Origin of the sequence: Hoylesella nanceiensis DSM 19126 = JCM 15639 (assembly GCF_000379965.1) — a bacterium.
GTDB classification, from domain to species: Bacteria; Bacteroidota; Bacteroidia; order Bacteroidales; family Bacteroidaceae; genus Prevotella; species Prevotella nanceiensis.
The window spans coordinates 110,695-127,658 of the sequence record NZ_KB904328.1; the positions used below are offsets into that span (position 1 = coordinate 110,695).

Consider the following 16,964-nt stretch of genomic DNA (forward strand, 5'->3'; position numbering starts at 1 on the left):
TACAACAAGAACTTGCATTTTATAGTTATTTTTCATATATTTGCACATATAGGATAAAAGAAATTGCGTGATGAAAGGAAAGGCAAATAGATTGGAAATGATAAAGATGCTCATCTCAAGTCGTGAGATGTGTTGTCAAGAAGAGATACTTCATGCTCTTCAACAAGTTGGATATGACATTACACAAGCCACATTAAGTCGTGATCTTAAGCAACTAAAGGTAGCCAAAGCAGCCAGTATTAATGGCAAATATATCTTTGTTTTGCCCAACGACACCTTGTATAAGCGTGTAGATAAGCCTCTTCCTGTAACCGACATGCTATCGTCTACGGGCTTTTTGTCTATTCGTTTTTCAGGCAATATGGCTGTTATAAAAACCCGACCAGGCTATGCAAGCAGTATAGCTTTTAACATAGACGATGCTAATTTGCCCGACATTTTAGGAACAGTTGCGGGAGCTGACACCGTATTGATGGTGATAAAGGCAGGTAAAATGCCCGAAGAAATTATCCATCAACTGCAAAATGTCGACCCATCTATTCGCTAATTGCACAGCACCACACCCACCATTTGTTCTCGTTCACTTATCCATTGCAAAAGCACTTTGTTTCAATTGATAAGTAAAAGCATTGAGATTACATAGTAAAAGCATTCATTTTGCACCCTAAAAGCATTGATATTGCAACCCAATAGCATAGCTTTTGCAAAACAACCGAAAAGCAGTTTTATTTTAAAACGAACAAAATAATCTTCTAAAAGATGCACACCCCCTATATAGGTGTGCATCTTTTTTGTTTTAATTCTTTAATAATGTTATAAAAAGGAACAATAAAGTTCCTAAACAGAAAAGAATAATTACTTTTGAAAACCTCAACAAAAGGTTTTCTCAACCAATGGAGTTGCGCAACAAGTGGTTACAAATTGCAACCTTATGGCCAACTCATTGCGATTGTATTATTTATAAATTAACAGAAAAATGGACACATCATTAAAACAAATAGGCGAACGCTTAAAGGGCTTAAGAGAAATATTTAACATCTCACCTGAAGAGATTGCACAGCTATGCGACATCTCTTTAGAACATTATTTCAAAATAGAAGCAGGCGAAGCCGACCCTTCTTTCTATCGATTATCAAAGATTGCCAAACGCTATAACATTGGTGTCGACACCCTTTTGTTTGGCGAAGACGCTCACATGAGTAGCTATTTCGTTACAAGAAGCGGTAAAGGTAAGAGCACAGAGAAGCACAGAAACTACACATACGAGGGTCTTGCAACTGCCTTTAGAGGTAGAAAAGCCGATCCATTTGTGGTGACTATCGAGCCACTTGAGGGCGATTTGCGTCACAGTGCCAATAATTATTCGGGACAAGAGTTCGACTATGTGCTCGAAGGAACGCTCGAAATACTCATCGGAAACAAGGAACTTATCCTCAATCCAGGCGATAGTATCTATTTCGATGCACAGCAAAAGCACTGCATGCGTGCATTAGGTGGCAAGCCAGTGAAGTTCCTTTGTGTGGTTATTTAATTAGGAGGAGATATATGTTAGAACGCTTTTTAAAACAGGTTTCATTTCATTCAGAAGAAGATTACAATAAGAATTTAGAGTTTATCATACCCGAAAACTTCAATTTTGCATACGATGTGATGGACGTTTGGGCGCAAGAAAAGCCCAATAAAACGGCCTTAATATGGACAGATGACGAAGAAAACGAACGCTTTTTCACCTTTGGCGAGTTGAAAGAGCTTACCGATCAGGCTGCATCTTACTTCCTTTCATTAGGCATTGGCAAAGGAGATATGGTGATGTTGATATTGAAACGTCACTATGAATGGTGGATTTCGATCTTGGCTTTGCATAAAATTGGAGCCATCGCAATACCTGCAACGCACATGCTTACAACGCATGATATTGTTTATCGCAATAATCGTGCAGGCGTAAAAGCCATTATTTGCGTTGGAGAAGATTATGTGTTAGAGCAGATTACGGCTGCAATGAGCGAGAGTCCAACAGTGAAAACGCTCATAAGTATTGGTCCAAAGGTACCCGAAAACTTCCATTCTTGGCACGAAGAGATAGGCAATGCGCCTGCATTTGTGCGTCCTTCGCACGTGAACGACAATAACGATATCATGTTAATGTACTTCACCAGCGGTACAAGTGGTGAGCCAAAGATGGTTGCACACAATTATCTTTATCCCTTAGGACACATCACTACGGGTGTATTTTGGCACAACTTGCACGAAAACAGCATTCATCTTACCGTGGCAGATACAGGTTGGGGAAAGGCAGTTTGGGGCAAATTATACGGCCAATGGTTTGCAGGTGCAGCTGTATTTGTGTTTAATCACGATAAATTTACAGCAGAAAAGATTCTCAAAAAGATTGAAAAATACCGCATAACATCGTTCTGTGCGCCTCCAACTGTCTATCGTTTCATGATACACGAAGACCTTTCGACCTACGATTTGTCGTCTCTTGAATACTGCACAACGGCTGGTGAGGCTCTTAACCCATCGGTTTATGAAAAGTTCTACAAGATAACTGGCGTGAAATTGATGGAAGGTTTCGGTCAAACAGAAACGACTATGACTCTCGGAACCATGCCTTGGCATCAACCAAAGCCAGGCTCTATGGGCAAACCTAATGCACAATACGACATCGATCTCATTCGTTCTGATGGCTCATCGTGCGAAGATGGCGAGAAAGGTGAAATCATTGTGCGCCTCGATAAGCGTCGTCCTATCGGTCTATTCAACGAGTATTATCGTGATGAAGAATTGACAAACAAAGTGTGTTGCGATGGAATTTATCACACAGGTGATGTTGCTTGGCGTGATGAAGACGGCTATTTCTGGTTTGTTGGACGCACCGATGACGTGATAAAGAGTAGCGGTTACCGCATTGGTCCATTCGAAGTGGAGAGTGCTTTGATGACTCATCCTGCCGTAATTGAATGCGCTATTACTGGAGTTCCCGATGATTTGCGTGGTATGGTGGTGAAAGCTACGGTGGTGTTGCATAAAGATTGGAAGGATAAAGCAGGCGATGAGCTGGTGAAAACCTTGCAAGAGCACGTTAAACACGAAACTGCTCCCTACAAATATCCTCGTATTATCGAGTTCGTTAACGAGCTTCCAAAGACCATCAGCGGTAAGATTAGACGTGTGGAGATTAGAGAAAAGGACAATAAGAAATAGTATTTCTCAACCTCTTCATTATCAATCGATTGCGAAGAGCACACACATCACATTCTAAAAGCATGCTTATTGCACGGCAAAAGCATTGTAATTGAGTGGCAAAAGCTATCCTTTTACACTGCGAAAGCATTGCTTTTGAAGGACAAGAAAAAATCTCTCAAATAATAATGTTATCCTAACTTCATTGATTGAAGAATGAGTTGGTAGAAAGAAGTGTCACCACTTGTGGCTGATTTCATTTCTTTTTATCAACTCTTTATTATTTTCTTGCCCAACAACTCAAAAGTGGTTATCTTTGAATAAAATTAAAATAGGAAGGCAAAAGCATGGAGAGTAAGGTTATTTTACTAACGGGTGCAAGTAGTGGAATAGGCTTTCAAACAGCCGAATACTTAGCCAAACAAGGCCATAAGGTGTATGGAGCAGCCCGAAGAGTGGAGCAAATGGAGGCTTTAAAGCCTTTAGGTGTGGTGCCTTTGATGCTCGATTTAACCCAAGAAGCAAGTATTGCAGAGGCGGTGGCACATGTTATTGCCCGTGAAAAGCGCATCGATGTGTTGATAAACAATGCTGGTTATGGTCTATTGGGAGCGGTGGAAAATGTGGAACTGAGCGAAGCTCGCAAGCAATTCGAGGTGAATGTGTTTGGACTTGCTGCCATAACGAAGGCTGTTTTGCCTTATATGAGGGCGCAAAAGCAGGGTACCATCATCAATATCTCGTCGATTGCGGGTCGCATTTCTATGCCTTTTTGGGCGTGGTATACCGCTACGAAGCATTCGATAGAGGCTTTTAGCGATGCCTTGCGCATGGAGGTTGCCAGTAAAGGGATTCACGTTGCGGTGATTGAACCAGGCGGAATTAAAACCGATTGGGGACTGATTGCAGCCGAACACCTCAAAAACAACGCCACGAACAGTGCCTACAAAGAACAGGCTTTGCGTGCTGCCCAACGTTTAAAGCAACGTTACGAGGGTGCAAGTCTTAGTCAACCCATAGTCATTGCCAAAGCCATTGCCCATGCAGTGAATAGCAAACGCCCCAAAAGTCGTTATCTAATTGGGTTCGGAGCTAAGCCTTTAGCGTGGTTTCACGCCCTTCTTCCTACTCGATTGTTCGACTTTATTGCGAAAAGATTATAACTACCGCCCTGCAACAAGGCGGTTTTATCTCTCTTTTTCTATCGAATAATCAATTGTTATTTGTATTTTTGCATCTATGAAGATATTTGGATTAATAATACTGGGAATGTGTTTAATAGCGTCTTGTGCCACTAAACAAACGACACAACAGCACAACGACAGCTTTATAAATGGCGAAAAGGTGAGCAAGTCTACACTCATTGTCTACTATGATGGTGCAGAAGGCAAGGCCAATGCAGTGCAAGCCATTCGCAAGATGCATGCAGAAATATTGTATGACCTAAAGAATATGCCTATTCTTACCATTCATTTGCCTGAAAAAACGGATATCATTAAGGCGAAAAAGCAACTTGAAAAGGTAAATGGTGTATTGCAGGTGAACTACGATCGCATATTGCAAATCAAGTAATTGCCATTTTATTTTCTTTTAACTAAAAACAATTATAAATATTACTTGTATATTTTAAATATAGAAGTATCTTTGCAATAGTTTTTAAAGAATGAAGTTGTTTTCAGAGATAACAAAGTAATTAGAAATCATTTTAAGTAACTTCAAAAGGCTTTAAAGGCCCTTTAGGACTAAGATGTCTGCATATGAAATGTGTAAATAATGAGATCAGACGCCAAGACCGTGTGCTAAATGAAGAAGAAGCACTCGACCTTTTAGCGCAAACCGAATATGGAATACTCTCGATGATCGATGAAAATGGTTTGCCTTATGGTATTCCTGTTAACCATGTTTGGGACAAACAAAACTCTATTTATATTCATTGTGCACCCGAAGGAAAGAAACTTCGTGCGATAGAACATCATCCTAATGTTTCTTTTTGCGTTGTTGGTAGAACCAATGTACTGCCAAAGTATTTCACAACTGAATACGAAAGTGCGGTGTTTTTTGGAACTGCCCGAGCACAATTAGACGAAGAAGAGAAAATGAAGGCGTTGCATCTGCTTATTGATAAGCTATCACCTGAATTCAAAGAGTTAGGAGATACCTACGCACACAAGTCGTTTAACAGGGTTGAAATCATTCGAATAGATATCGAATCATTTAGCGGAAAGGCTAAAACGGCAAAGCAAGTGCGCAAGAGTTATTAAGCAAGTGGGTTGCATGCATCAACTAAACATATATAAAAAAAATAATAACATTATGAAAGCAAGAATAGATTTTGAACAATGGCCAATCGACTTATTGATCGATTATGCATTGAAAATACATCATAGAACCATTAGAGAAGTGGGCCCAGAGCTGCTTTATCGCATCGGAAAGTTAAGTGCTGAACACGATGATTTGAGCACTATTTACGAGCTATTTAGCGAGTCTTTGACAGACTTAGACGAGCACTTGATGAAAGAAGAGAACATTCTTTTCCCATTAGTAGACGACATTCGCCGTGCAGCTATTGAGAATAAGCAACTTGGAGGCTTTCATTGTGGAACCGTTCAAAACCCTATTTCGGTGATGATGGCAGACCATGTGGGTGAAACTGATCGCCATAATCGCATTGCAGAGCTAACCAATAACTACACAGCTCCAGCAGGTTCGAACGAAGAATATCAAGCAGTTCTCAACGGATTAAAGGAATTTAGAGAGGCACTTCTTGAACATATCTATATCGAAGATGAGCTAATTTTCCCACAAGCAATAGCTCTTGAGGGCGAAGTTAGATAAGAATACACTTTTAGTTGCTGCTTTATGAGCGAATAAAGAGGGCGCTAAATGAACGAAACTAATATAAGAGTTTGTCTCATTGTTTTTCATTTCCATTTGTTTGTAGTAGGTTTGTGGTGGATGCAAGAGGCAAACTCTTTCGGTTTTAAGAAATGCATTGTCGAAAGGCAGTGCATTTTTTCTATGCCTATGTCAAAGCATCTCGCTCGCTATCTATCTCTCTTTTCGGTCTCTCCCCTCTCCCTTTATTCATCAGCAGTGTAGCCCTTCGCTTGCGAAAGCAATGCTTTTAGCTGGCAATTGCACTGCTTTTACACCCAAAACTCAATGAGTTTGCATCGCAAGAGCATTGACTTTGCCAAACAAGAGATGAAGCTTTGGGACGTAACAACAAAAAATCTCCCGACACAAACGAATGTATCGGGAGATCAATGATATTGAGAATAGCTTATACTATGCTATTTTTCTTTGTAAATTCGATGATGTCTTTGATATAACCAAAGGCCATACCAACAACTGTATCAGCTGCTCCATAGTACACAGCAACACGCTCTCCGTCTTGTAAAGCAGCGCAAGGGAACACCACATTGGGCACATCTCCTTGTAATTCGTATGGAGCTGCAGGTGCAAGAAGATAAGGTTGAGTGCGATAAAGCACCTTTGTTGGGTCGTTTTTATCAAGAATTGCGGCTCCCATTGAATAGCGGAAACCATTGCAAGTGTTGATAACTCCGTGATAGAACATCAACCAACCTTCGTCGGTTAAGAAGGGAACAGAGCCTGCTCCAATCTTAGTACATTGCCAAGCGCTATCTTCAAATGGTGTAACTTTCATTACATTGCGGTGCTCTCCCCAGTATTTCATATCTGGACTGAAGCTTAAATAGATGTCACCGAATGGTGTATGGCCGTTATCTGATGGTCTACTTAGCATCGCATACTTTCCATTTATCTTCTCAGGGAATAGCACTCCGTTTCTATTGAATGGCAAAAAGGCATTCTCGCATTGATAGAATTCCTTGAAATCGAAGGTATATCCAATTCCAATTGTTGGTCCGTGATAACCGTTACACCATGTAATCCAATAGCGATCTTCTATCCATGTTACTCGAGGATCATATTTATAATCCGATTCAATCATTTCAGTATTACCTACTTTGAAGACAATTGGCTCGTGATTGATTTCCCAATTGATACCATCTTTACTGAAACCTGCAAAGATATTCATTTGAACTGCTTTGTTGTCGCAACGGAATACGCCAGCGAAACCGCCTTCGAATGGCACAACAGCACTGTTAAAGATACTGTTTGATGTTGGAATTTGATATCTTCCAATCACTGGGTTCTTTGAATAACGCCACAAAACGTCGGTACATCCTTGAGGTCTTTCTTCCCAAGGCATCAAGTCTTTAGATACTTTCATATAGTTTTTTGTTTATTGTTTTTATATTCTTGCTATGTATTATCTTTTTTATTGCGGTGCTTTGTCTGTTTAGTAAAGGGATAAAGCGCCTGCGATATCACCCTATTTTATTCTTTATCAGAATGGGTAAAGGGCACAAAATAGGTGATTAAGAATGCTGGAATGGTTGCAATCAATGTGAATACGAAGAACCATTTATAACCAATGGCATCGCTAATGAAACCACTTACCATACCAGGAAGCATCACTCCGAGGTTCATAATGCCTGATGCAAAGGCATAATGTGCCATTTGGTGCTTTCCGGGAGCAATTTGTTGCATCATGAAAAGGGTTAAACCTGCGAATCCAAAGCCATATCCAAAGTATTCAAGTGTAATCATACTTCCAATTAACAAGCCGCTTTCTGGCTGTACTTGAGATAGGAAGGTGTAAGCAACAAATGGGAGGTTGAAAATGCAACACAATGAGAATAGCGTGCGTTTAAGTCCAAAATGCGAGATATAATAGCCCGCAAGAACCGATCCAAGCACAAAGGCTGCGGCTCCAAAGGTGCCATAATACAAACCAATTTGTTCTTCATTGAGTCCTAAACCACCTGCGCTTCGTGCAGCTTTAAGGAACAATGGCACGATTTTCATAACGAATCCTTCTCCAAAACGATATAAAATGATGAAGAAGATATAGTAAACAATGTGTTTCTTTGTAAAGAAATTCTTTAAAACTTCAACCAAACGATCGAATGTTTCCTTTGCAGATTCGGTTTTAACAGCGGTTCCTTTGCCACTTGGAAGTTGCTTTATGTGATACAAACCCAAAAGAATCATAAGCGCACCGATAGCTATCATCACTATCATCCATGCGTTTGTAGCTGCCGAGTGCATCACTTCTTTGGTCGCTCCTTCTACTCCTCCGAAATGTTTTATTAGTCTTCCTGCTACCCAAACCAATCCTCCTGATGCCACAATCTTAGCAATATTGTAGAAAGCTCCTTGCCAACCGATCCACGACGCCTGCTCTTCTTTGCTCAATTCTGCCATATACACGCCATCGGTTGCTATGTCGTGGGTAGCCCCGCTGAATGCAATAATGGCCATTAAGAAGATACATAATGAGAAAAACCATGGCAAATGAAGCACCAATCCCACAAGAAGAAAGCCCAAACCTGTGACGAGTTGGGTGAGAACAACAAAGAATTTCTTTGTTTTATACATCTCTAAAAAGGGGCTCCAAAGGAACTTTAATGTCCAAGGCATCATGATTAACGAAGTCCAAAAGGTAATTTGTCCATCGCGAATACCCATTCCTTTAAACATTAAAACAGACACCATATTGAGTACCACGAATGGTAATCCCATCGCAAAATAAACACTTGGCACCCAAGTTATTGGGCTTTTTGAGGTTTTTTCCATATCTTTAATAGATTGTGAATCTTGTTTTTATTAGTGCAAATGTAGTCTTTTTTTTTGATTTAGCGCAATTTTAAAGGGGCAAAATGCAGTAAAAGGGCTGATAAAGAGGTGTTATAAAGAATTGCTTTTAGCGTTTGTATTTTGCAATTCGATAGCTTTTAAAAATCAAGTAATCTAATATCTACTTAAAAATAATGAGCTAACAGAAAATTTCTGTTAGCTCATTGCGCTTTTATATGAATTTTAATTCATTATCAATTTGTACTTTCTTTATTCTAAATAGCCTGCTTTTTATGGGCAATTGCATTGCTTTTGCGTTTCAATTGCATTGCTTTTGCACCTTAATTGCATTGCTTTTACAACCATTTTGCACGCTATTTGGCTCTAATTACATTCTATTAAAAATGTACGAATGGGCGAACTGCAGTCCCGACATTTCTTCTCTCTATATGTAGATCCCCACCAAATCCAACTAAAGCATTAGCGTTGCGCTTAGAAGTGAATGTACTGGTAGATATATAAGTTACACCAGCAGATGTGTTCTCAAAGTCGTCGTCGTCTAAAGTATGTCCACCAACCTTAGTGAAAGCTATATCCTTAATATTAAACTCTCCGGTTTCTTCATCAGGTTCTTTTAGAGTGAACGATAAACCATAATATTCACCAGGTTCTGTAATAAAAGTATTTAATGGCACATCAACAATCTTCAATGTTCGAAGTGCTAAGATGATTTGTCCTATCGTTGGCAAAAACCATTTGCTTACATTTGAACCTGTAACAGCAACACCTGGATTATAATGGCCTGCAAGATAATAGGGTTGATTGACATTATAAGGACCAACAATCATATTTATATCTGCCTTAGGAGTTGTGGGATATTTGACTTTAGCATTAGGTCCATGACTTGCTGTATTCCATGTATTATAATAGCCATTCAAATCATTGTACAGCCTTTTAGCCCATGCAGGTGTTCCTCCTTCATTCTCATCTTCATCATAGGCAACATTATTATCAATTAAAGATTCTCCGATAGGAAATTTAGACAATTTTGCCGCTCCACTTTCAACTGTTCCAAGATCCACATACTTTAAAGAAATAGCTAATCCTGCTCCTTCTTCACCTGGTTGAGCGTTTTCTTTGGTCTTTTCGGTAACCATTACACCAATAGGTGTTCGTGTTCCACGCTCTTCATAAATGCCAATAGTACCATCTTGATACAAATAAAGCGGAGTGGTCATGAGTTTAATGCGCACAGTGTAAGAACCATTACCCTCAAGAATTCCAAGATTATTCAATGTAAATTCCTTACCAGCTAAGCTCTTTAGATAAACAGTTCCTTGAGAAAAGCTAAGCTTTAATGCTGTTCCATCAGTGCCTGCAAGGTAATATTGATAAGGAGTAAAGTAGTCGAATGCTAAGATATTCTTTGTATTCGAGGTTGTAGGGAATGTTACTTCGTTATCTACAGGCATCGAAGTAACCGTTTGAGGATTAGCAATCAAATCTGAATAGCTAATAGAAGCGGGCTGATTGGCAGTAGAAACAAGTTTAGCATCAATGTTTGAAATTGCTTGAGTGTATGCTGTTATTTTGAAACGAACACGTGCAACCTGGCGTTTCATAACGAAAGCAACCTTTTGTATATGAGGAGATGCAGTGATAGTTTGGGTAGTTGTGCCCACAAGAGCACGACTATCGTCTGTAAAAGTGAGTTTATCTCCATCGTCAGTTACATACTCATTATAGCAAACAAAAGTGTATTGACCTGCAGGAAGGATAAGAGATGTGCGTTCATCTAACTTTAGTTCTCCATCTTTCACTACACCTTTTGCTATCTTACCTGCACCTTTAATGCGCTTTCCATCACTACCTACAGCATAAATAAAATAGTTTCCATCTTTCAAAGATGTTCCAGCACGTGTCGCCATCTTATCTTTTGCATCACGTTCCACTGCAACTTCTGCGGTAAGTCCATCACCTAAGTCAACCATTTGTTTAGTAGGTTCTGCCAAAGAACGTGTAAGTTGTTTATCTTCTCCAAATGATCCTTCAGACAAAGTAAATTGTATTGTACGCAAATCAACTAAACCTTTTGAATCATTTTGTTGTTCATCTGTGCTACAGCTATTAAATATTAATCCACTTAATAGCACTATAAAGCTGTATAAAATCTTTTTCATTACCTTTTATCGTTTACCTTTTAGTTTACAATTCGAGTTCACCACCGTCAATATCTTGATTTGTTCCCCAACCATCTTCTTGTGAAGCGGAACCATTCAAGTCTACTGATACACACAAAAACCTTTCATACTCCACTGCGATTACATCACACTTGCAAGGGATGTACTCACGTTTTAATTTTGCTTTGTTTTCTTGTTTCATTTTGTTTATTCATTAAAAGATTCGTTTTTTTAATTTTAAGAATAATATTAATTTAAAAATAACTTCATATTCTCAACATCTAATAAATCAATTATGGAAATTTTGTCTATATAAAGCTTTAATTATCAATTAGATATTGTATACAATTTCGTTAGAATAGCATTTTGCCGACAAAGTTAAAAAAAAAAAACAAACTTCAAAATTTATTTATAAGAAAGTGTATTTTTATTTCTTTTCATTAGAATTTCGTAGCCATTAAGGCATAAAAAAAAGAGAACTACCTTCGTGATAGTTCTCTTTTAAAAGACAGTTTATTGTCCTCCGAGTCGGGAGAAATAAACAATTATATCTTCCCACGATTTAAATTCATCGCTACCAAAAGTGATAACCGTACCCAAGAAAGGTGCATCTTCGTTGGTAGTGATGAGATAATCGCCATAAAGTAAGCTGATGTCGTCGCAGAAAGCCACGTGTTTATAGGCAGGAACACTAAGATATTGCTCAATCCATTGTTGCTTTTCTGCTGTTATTTCAGGGTGATAAGGAGCCGAAGGAGCAACAATCACCACATTATAGTTGGCTAAGAGCATCTCATAAGCCTTCATCAAGCTCGATTTAGGCTTTGCATAAGAGTCTAAAAGCGTTTCGTATGAGATATAAACAACAGGCGGTTCACGCTGCTCTTGTTTATTGTCTATCCAGCGAATAACAGGCAATAGCGAGTGAAGAGCCACCTTATCGGTGAGTCGATGACCTCCATGAAAGCTGATAGAGTTGGTATAATGCTGTTCAAAAAGATCAGAACAGCTCACAAACTCATCTTCGTCGCCAAACAAGCCATACACCCTTTGTTGCTCATCGCTTGTTACTTGTGCAAAACATTGTGCTGTAACCTCGTCGAACTCCTTAACAAGAGCCTTGGTAACGATGAATTCTTGCACTCCATCTTTGCGTGGATTTTGAAACACTTGCTTACCCATGTGCCCGTGTTTACTCATTGTTTCGCCCATTTTAAAGGCAGGATTCACCACAATACGGTCGTAACCGTAAAGCATTTCAGTGAACATTCCACCCATAGAAGTGCCAATAATAAGGTCAGGTTGCTCGCTTTTGCAAAGCTCTCTCAGCATATCTAAGGCCTCTTGTGGGTGCAAAGGCAAGTCTTCTGCAATGATTTCCGCCTGAGGCATCAATTCTTTTAGTAGATGAACCGTGCCCGACTGAGCCGAAGACATAAAGCCATGGACATACAAGACCTTTTTTCCTGCCATCAAATTAGAGGCATTGTTGAATAGTGATGTTTGCATATCACAAAGTTACTACATAGTAATGAAACAGCAATAGAATTACAAAAGAAAACTACTTAACAACGAAAAAGAGGACCACCTCGTAACGGGCAGCCCTCTTTATATGTGTGTTTTAAATGTGTTTTGCTTTATTATAGTGCGAAGTTATAACCCACTGTGAATTGGAACACACTGTTCTTAGAATCTAATAGAGTTGTAGCACGGCTGATACCGAAGTTATAACGTCCATCAAATACAAGGTTACCAGTTGTGTAAGAAACACCTACAGGGATTGATAATTCGAATGTTTTAGCTGCATCTTTGTAAATCCAAGGACCTGCTTCATACTTACCTGTAACGTTAAAACTTGGTTGTAGACCCAAACTTACAGCGAAGTTATCCATTACATACACGTTTGCAAGAATTGGGAAAGTGATGTAATTGAAGTTAGCTGTAACCTTATCATTCATAGTTGCATTGATTGTAGGTAGTGTAAAGCTCTTTAACTTAGCTCCTTGTGTTGAATATAGAGCACCAACACTAACAGAAACGATGTCAGTTGCTTGATATTCTGCTTCAGCACCCAACACTAAACCAACTCTTGCAGTTGTATTCATGTTTGTTAAGTCAGCTACATTCAAACCAACTTTTGGTCTAACAAGGAGTGTTCCCACGCTTTGTTGAGCAAAAGATACCACACTTGTAAGGGCAAAAGCTGCCATCAAAATTAACTTTTTCATAGTTTTACCTTTCTTATAATTTATAATTTAATATGTTATCTCGATAATTATATCAATCTTTTTCTATCTCTTCGAGGTGCAAAGTTATGTCCTTTCGGTGTTACGGCATTGCATATTGCAGTTAAAAAACAATAAGCATTCTTTCAATCCCTTTATTTATAGGCTATTTAACATCAGATACGACATATTTAGAAGCGTCCATATAACCACCTTTTTGCTTGATGTGCTCTATCAAGTCCTTAAAAATCTCGTTGCGTTCGAGTAGCGGTTCGTAGCCAGTTATCAGCATTTGCTGTCGTGCTCGAGTTAAAGCTACATTCAATTTGCGGTCGATCACCACCCCATCTTCAACGAAAGTGTTACTTGTTAAAAAGCTCATTTGATACTGATGTTGTATGGTAAACGAGTAAATAATCACCTCTCTTTGCGAGCCTTGATACCTTTCTACCGTGTCGATAGATATCTTTTGCAGAGCCTCGATGCCCAATTTGTCGATTTCTTTGCGAATCATTGCAATTTGATTGCGATAAGGAATGATCACCCCCACCGTTTTATTTGGATCGAAACAATGCTCATATTGTTTATATACCCGTGCCAATAGCAAGGCAACAAGGCGTGCTTCATAGGCGTTGGTCTTATCGTTTTGCCCTAAAACACCATTCTTTGGCGATGGAAAGAACATTAAACGATGTGCTTTCAACGCCTCATCTAATTCGTCAACAGATGGCACTTGATAGTTTAAATGCTCTTCTTTTTGATGTGGAAGGGGCACAACTGTGAGCTGTTCCTTTGCATAAAAGTTGTTAGAAACAAACTCTGCCAACTCAAAATGCATACGTCCTTGATAGCGAAGCGACCCTATAACGGCATTGTTATTATGCTTTCGAGCCTTTCGCAATAAGCGTTCAAAGAGCGACTCACGGCAGTTCATCAAGCCAATATCGTGCAATAAAGGTTCTTCTACTGCCGATTCTTCGGCACTTTGACGCACCACTGCAGGCAATTGTTTATGGTCGCCCACCATAACAAAACGTTCGATGGCGAGCGAATGAGATGCACTATGACTATGAGCAGATAGCAATCCCACGATAGACGACTCGACTATCTGCGACGACTCGTCGATGATGGCTAACGAGAAGCGTTTTAGTGCGAACAGATAAGGCTTGCCTTGCAAGGTAGAAGTGGTTGAAACTATCACCCGAGCAGAGCATATTCGGTCTTTCACATCATTCAATTTAGGGCACTCGTCTACCACTCTTTCAATAAAGAAAGGTGCAAATTTGGGGTCGGCAGCATCGCTATTGCCCAAGCGAATAAAGTCTATTTGGGCAGAACAAAGCATCTCACAAATCTCGTCTACCGCCCTATTGGTGTAGGAAAGCAGCAATACCGACGCATTGGGAGCGGTGAGTTCTTCTTCAACCATAAAGCGAAGCGCCATCGATGTCTTGCCTGTTCCTGGTGGACCGATGAGCAAATAATAGTCGAGAGCTTGCTTAACGCCCAACAAAATATCGTCGTATGCAGGGTGATAGCTTTTTGTTAGCTGTTTACTTGCATCGCTACGAGGCTCTAAAACACCTAAAAGTAGGTTCTTTCGGTCTGCTGGTGCGGTGATCATCTCGTGCAAACTGCGAATAGAGGCAGTGAAAGCCGAATCTGAACCTGCATGTTCGAGGGCAAAGAAGATCAAATTAGAGGGGTCTTTCTCAAATATTTCGTTGTGCTGTTGCGCATCGTTCAAGCGCACAACAAGTTGTTCTTGACCAATACTTACAAGCGTTCCTTTATACAATATAGCCCTTGTTGCCAGTGGCTCGTTATCTTTTAAATAGGTATAAAGGCACACGCTGTCGCCCTTTCTAAAGTTAGGAAGGAAGTAAGGGTCGTGTTCTGTTATCTCGAATGTAAGTAGATCTATTCCCGAAGTGGCATCGCTTCGTTCTTTCTTCACAATCACTAAGCCTGTATAAATATTGCCTGCATCTCGTTTTTCGCTAAGAGGCATACTCCAAAGGTCGGCTTGACAGCCTCCATGTCCTTCGTTTTCGCTTGTTTTAGACGATGCTTGTTCACGATAAACAAAGGTCATCATGCGGTTAAAATAAGCCTTTTCGAGGGGCGAAAGCTGTTGAAGTGGCTCAAGAACACGATTTTGTTGAGGTTGAATATAACGCTGATAAAAGCTCGATGTCAACTTGTTTGCATTGAGTGTAAACGGAGTTAGCTCTGTTAAAATACTGCCAAAGCCCTGCTGTGCCACTGCTATTTCGTTAACAACAACACGATTTCGGAACTCAATAGCTTCTCTAAACAACTGTTGATAGAATGCAACTACCACCAAACCGCCTGGAAGTGGATATTTAGAGTAGAGCAAACGAATGTCGATGTCGTTGCGTCCAAGTCGGAAGTTGTGTTGCAACACGCCATAATATAGAAGTAACTGCACATAATGATCTTCTCTTTGATAGCTTCCATACTTGTTAATTATGCCCCGTTCGATATTGAAATTGCCCCCAGACTTTTGTTCAATCAACAGCTTAAAGTCTGTAGTCATCAAGTCAACACGTCCCTGTATGCCTAATTCTTCGCAAATAAACGAAGGCTCGAGAATAGCTTTCGACTCGTCGAAAGACGTTTTTTCGCTATGAAAAAGCTCGTCTACAATCTGTTGAATATTGCTACTTTGTTGCTGTGCGCTATACTTAAAGTCGTCGCCCACGTTCATATCGCCACACGTGCAATATTCAAGAGCCTTCTTACTAAAGCTCTTTTTCAAGCTTTCTTGCCAGCTATAATGTTCTTTTTTATTGATAATATCATCTAAAGCCACACCGCTATAATGACCAAGTAGAATGGCTTTTGAGTTGGCAGAGGGTGAAAGTCGATTGTAAGTATAGCTTAATGGGTGATGTCCCCAATCGGTAAAGCAACGTGCAATGGCACTAATATCCACCAAAAAGTCGGGGTTTACCACCACAAGAGCGGTTTCTATCACATCGTTTTCGACGTTGCAATCGAGCAAATTCACTTGCATTCCCTCTTGTAATAAGGTAGAAAGATACAAAAGATGTGGCTCGTTGAGGGGCACTGTCATCTCTTTTATATCTTCGAACTGCTCGCATTGCACCTTTAAAGCATCGCTTTGCACCGAAAGCACCAAGGCTCTTATTCGGCGATAGTTGATTTCTCGTTTGGCTTTCGAGATGTAATAAACCCGTGGGAGCAGATGATTGAGGCGGGTGGGAATGGCTGTTTGAAAGATGGTTGAAATGAATATCGACAAGGCACGAGCGTGAGATAGCAACTCTTTCGACGAGAATTGCATGCCTGTTCGGGTTTCGCTACGCATCTTTTGAATAGCTACCACGTCTCGTAAGTGCATGGAATATTTGCGAGAAAGATAGTCGACCTGCGAAAAAAGGTTACCAAACAACTCTCTATTGTTTGACAACGCCTCTCTACAAGCTAATTTCAAGGTGTCGTAGAGCATACCTGTTACCTCGGGTGCACGATGTTTGTCGAGCTGAATGAGGGCAACAATGCGGTCGAAAAGTTCTTCTGCAATAATCATTTCTTATATATATAATAAGGTGTAAACCCTTGAATGGCGAAACTGCCTAAGCGGTTTGGGGTTGAAATATAGATACAAAGATACGATTCTTAGGCGTGAATATGACTTTAAATGCTCATCTTTTTCAATGCA

The 16,964-nt window shown here is 39.9% G+C and carries 14 protein-coding genes; 7 read left to right on the forward strand and 7 right to left on the reverse strand.

The window, feature by feature from the left end:
* Window positions 1-70: 70 nt before the first annotated feature.
* The 7 genes from A3GM_RS0103550 to A3GM_RS0103585 all read left to right on the forward strand — a co-directional run bounded on the left by A3GM_RS0103550 (window position 71) and on the right by A3GM_RS0103585 (window position 6,018).
* The gene (locus tag A3GM_RS0103550) at window positions 71-547 is read left to right on the forward strand and encodes an arginine repressor (RefSeq protein ID WP_018362015.1); all 477 of its coding nucleotides are present in this window, start codon (window positions 71-73) and stop codon (window positions 545-547) included.
* 429 nt (window positions 548-976) lie between these two features.
* Window positions 977-1,531: a helix-turn-helix domain-containing protein gene (locus A3GM_RS0103560; RefSeq protein WP_018362017.1), complete on the forward strand. Its 555-nt coding sequence runs from the start codon at window positions 977-979 to the stop codon at window positions 1,529-1,531.
* A gap of 14 nt (window positions 1,532-1,545) precedes the next feature.
* The gene (locus A3GM_RS0103565; protein ID WP_018362018.1) at window positions 1,546-3,204 is read left to right on the forward strand and encodes an AMP-binding protein; all 1,659 of its coding nucleotides are present in this window, start codon (window positions 1,546-1,548) and stop codon (window positions 3,202-3,204) included.
* Between the two features lie 326 nt (window positions 3,205-3,530).
* Complete coding sequence (locus A3GM_RS0103570; RefSeq protein WP_018362019.1) at window positions 3,531-4,346, forward strand: oxidoreductase; 816 nt, start codon at window positions 3,531-3,533, stop codon at window positions 4,344-4,346.
* 76 nt (window positions 4,347-4,422) lie between these two features.
* On the forward strand, window positions 4,423-4,755 hold the full coding sequence (locus A3GM_RS10960; RefSeq protein ID WP_154648081.1) for a S8 family serine peptidase: 333 nt from the start codon (window positions 4,423-4,425) through the stop codon (window positions 4,753-4,755).
* A gap of 185 nt (window positions 4,756-4,940) precedes the next feature.
* Entirely contained in the window at window positions 4,941-5,444 is a 504-nt protein-coding gene (locus tag A3GM_RS0103580) for a pyridoxamine 5'-phosphate oxidase family protein (protein ID WP_018362021.1), read from the forward strand.
* Between the two features lie 52 nt (window positions 5,445-5,496).
* Window positions 5,497-6,018, forward strand: coding sequence for a hemerythrin domain-containing protein (locus A3GM_RS0103585; protein WP_018362022.1), 522 nt, complete (start codon window positions 5,497-5,499; stop codon window positions 6,016-6,018).
* Between the two features lie 448 nt (window positions 6,019-6,466).
* Here the strand turns inward: A3GM_RS0103585 and A3GM_RS0103590 are convergent, their stop codons facing one another.
* The 7 genes from A3GM_RS0103590 to A3GM_RS0103620 form a co-directional block, all read right to left on the reverse strand.
* On the reverse strand, window positions 6,467-7,441 hold the full coding sequence (locus A3GM_RS0103590) for a glycoside hydrolase family 130 protein (protein ID WP_018362024.1): 975 nt from the start codon (window positions 7,439-7,441) through the stop codon (window positions 6,467-6,469).
* A gap of 107 nt (window positions 7,442-7,548) precedes the next feature.
* Complete coding sequence (locus A3GM_RS0103595) at window positions 7,549-8,850, reverse strand: MFS transporter (protein ID WP_018362025.1); 1,302 nt, start codon at window positions 8,848-8,850, stop codon at window positions 7,549-7,551.
* Between the two features lie 398 nt (window positions 8,851-9,248).
* A complete protein-coding gene (locus A3GM_RS0103600) occupies window positions 9,249-11,030 on the reverse strand; it encodes a hypothetical protein (protein WP_018362026.1) in 1,782 nt (593 codons plus the stop codon).
* Window positions 11,031-11,055: 25 nt separating this feature from the next.
* Entirely contained in the window at window positions 11,056-11,232 is a 177-nt protein-coding gene (locus tag A3GM_RS11670) for a hypothetical protein (protein ID WP_018362027.1), read from the reverse strand.
* A 311-nt stretch (window positions 11,233-11,543) separates the two neighbouring features.
* A complete protein-coding gene (locus tag A3GM_RS0103610; protein ID WP_026216109.1) occupies window positions 11,544-12,539 on the reverse strand; it encodes a YqiA/YcfP family alpha/beta fold hydrolase in 996 nt (331 codons plus the stop codon).
* 131 nt (window positions 12,540-12,670) lie between these two features.
* The gene (locus tag A3GM_RS0103615) at window positions 12,671-13,258 is read right to left on the reverse strand and encodes a porin family protein (protein ID WP_018362029.1); all 588 of its coding nucleotides are present in this window, start codon (window positions 13,256-13,258) and stop codon (window positions 12,671-12,673) included.
* Window positions 13,259-13,421: 163 nt separating this feature from the next.
* A complete protein-coding gene (locus tag A3GM_RS0103620; RefSeq protein WP_018362030.1) occupies window positions 13,422-16,832 on the reverse strand; it encodes an AAA domain-containing protein in 3,411 nt (1,136 codons plus the stop codon).
* Window positions 16,833-16,964: the final 132 nt, after the last annotated feature.

Excerpts from the sequence above, each read along its gene's own strand:
- A3GM_RS0103550 (WP_018362015.1), top strand. The coding sequence starts at position 71 with ATGAAAGGAAAGGCAAATAGATTGGAAATGATAAAGATGCTCATCTCA.
- A3GM_RS0103560 (WP_018362017.1), top strand. The coding sequence starts at position 977 with ATGGACACATCATTAAAACAAATAGGCGAACGCTTAAAGGGCTTAAGA.
- A3GM_RS0103565 (WP_018362018.1), top strand. The coding sequence starts at position 1,546 with ATGTTAGAACGCTTTTTAAAACAGGTTTCATTTCATTCAGAAGAAGAT.
- A3GM_RS0103570 (WP_018362019.1), top strand. The coding sequence starts at position 3,531 with ATGGAGAGTAAGGTTATTTTACTAACGGGTGCAAGTAGTGGAATAGGC.
- A3GM_RS10960 (WP_154648081.1), top strand. The coding sequence starts at position 4,423 with ATGAAGATATTTGGATTAATAATACTGGGAATGTGTTTAATAGCGTCT.
- A3GM_RS0103580 (WP_018362021.1), top strand. The coding sequence starts at position 4,941 with ATGAAATGTGTAAATAATGAGATCAGACGCCAAGACCGTGTGCTAAAT.
- A3GM_RS0103585 (WP_018362022.1), top strand. The coding sequence starts at position 5,497 with ATGAAAGCAAGAATAGATTTTGAACAATGGCCAATCGACTTATTGATC.
- A3GM_RS0103590 (WP_018362024.1), bottom strand. The coding sequence starts at position 7,441 with ATGAAAGTATCTAAAGACTTGATGCCTTGGGAAGAAAGACCTCAAGGA.
- A3GM_RS0103595 (WP_018362025.1), bottom strand. The coding sequence starts at position 8,850 with ATGGAAAAAACCTCAAAAAGCCCAATAACTTGGGTGCCAAGTGTTTAT.
- A3GM_RS0103600 (WP_018362026.1), bottom strand. The coding sequence starts at position 11,030 with ATGAAAAAGATTTTATACAGCTTTATAGTGCTATTAAGTGGATTAATA.
- A3GM_RS11670 (WP_018362027.1), bottom strand. The coding sequence starts at position 11,232 with ATGAAACAAGAAAACAAAGCAAAATTAAAACGTGAGTACATCCCTTGC.
- A3GM_RS0103610 (WP_026216109.1), bottom strand. The coding sequence starts at position 12,539 with ATGCAAACATCACTATTCAACAATGCCTCTAATTTGATGGCAGGAAAA.
- A3GM_RS0103615 (WP_018362029.1), bottom strand. The coding sequence starts at position 13,258 with ATGAAAAAGTTAATTTTGATGGCAGCTTTTGCCCTTACAAGTGTGGTA.
- A3GM_RS0103620 (WP_018362030.1), bottom strand. The coding sequence starts at position 16,832 with ATGATTATTGCAGAAGAACTTTTCGACCGCATTGTTGCCCTCATTCAG.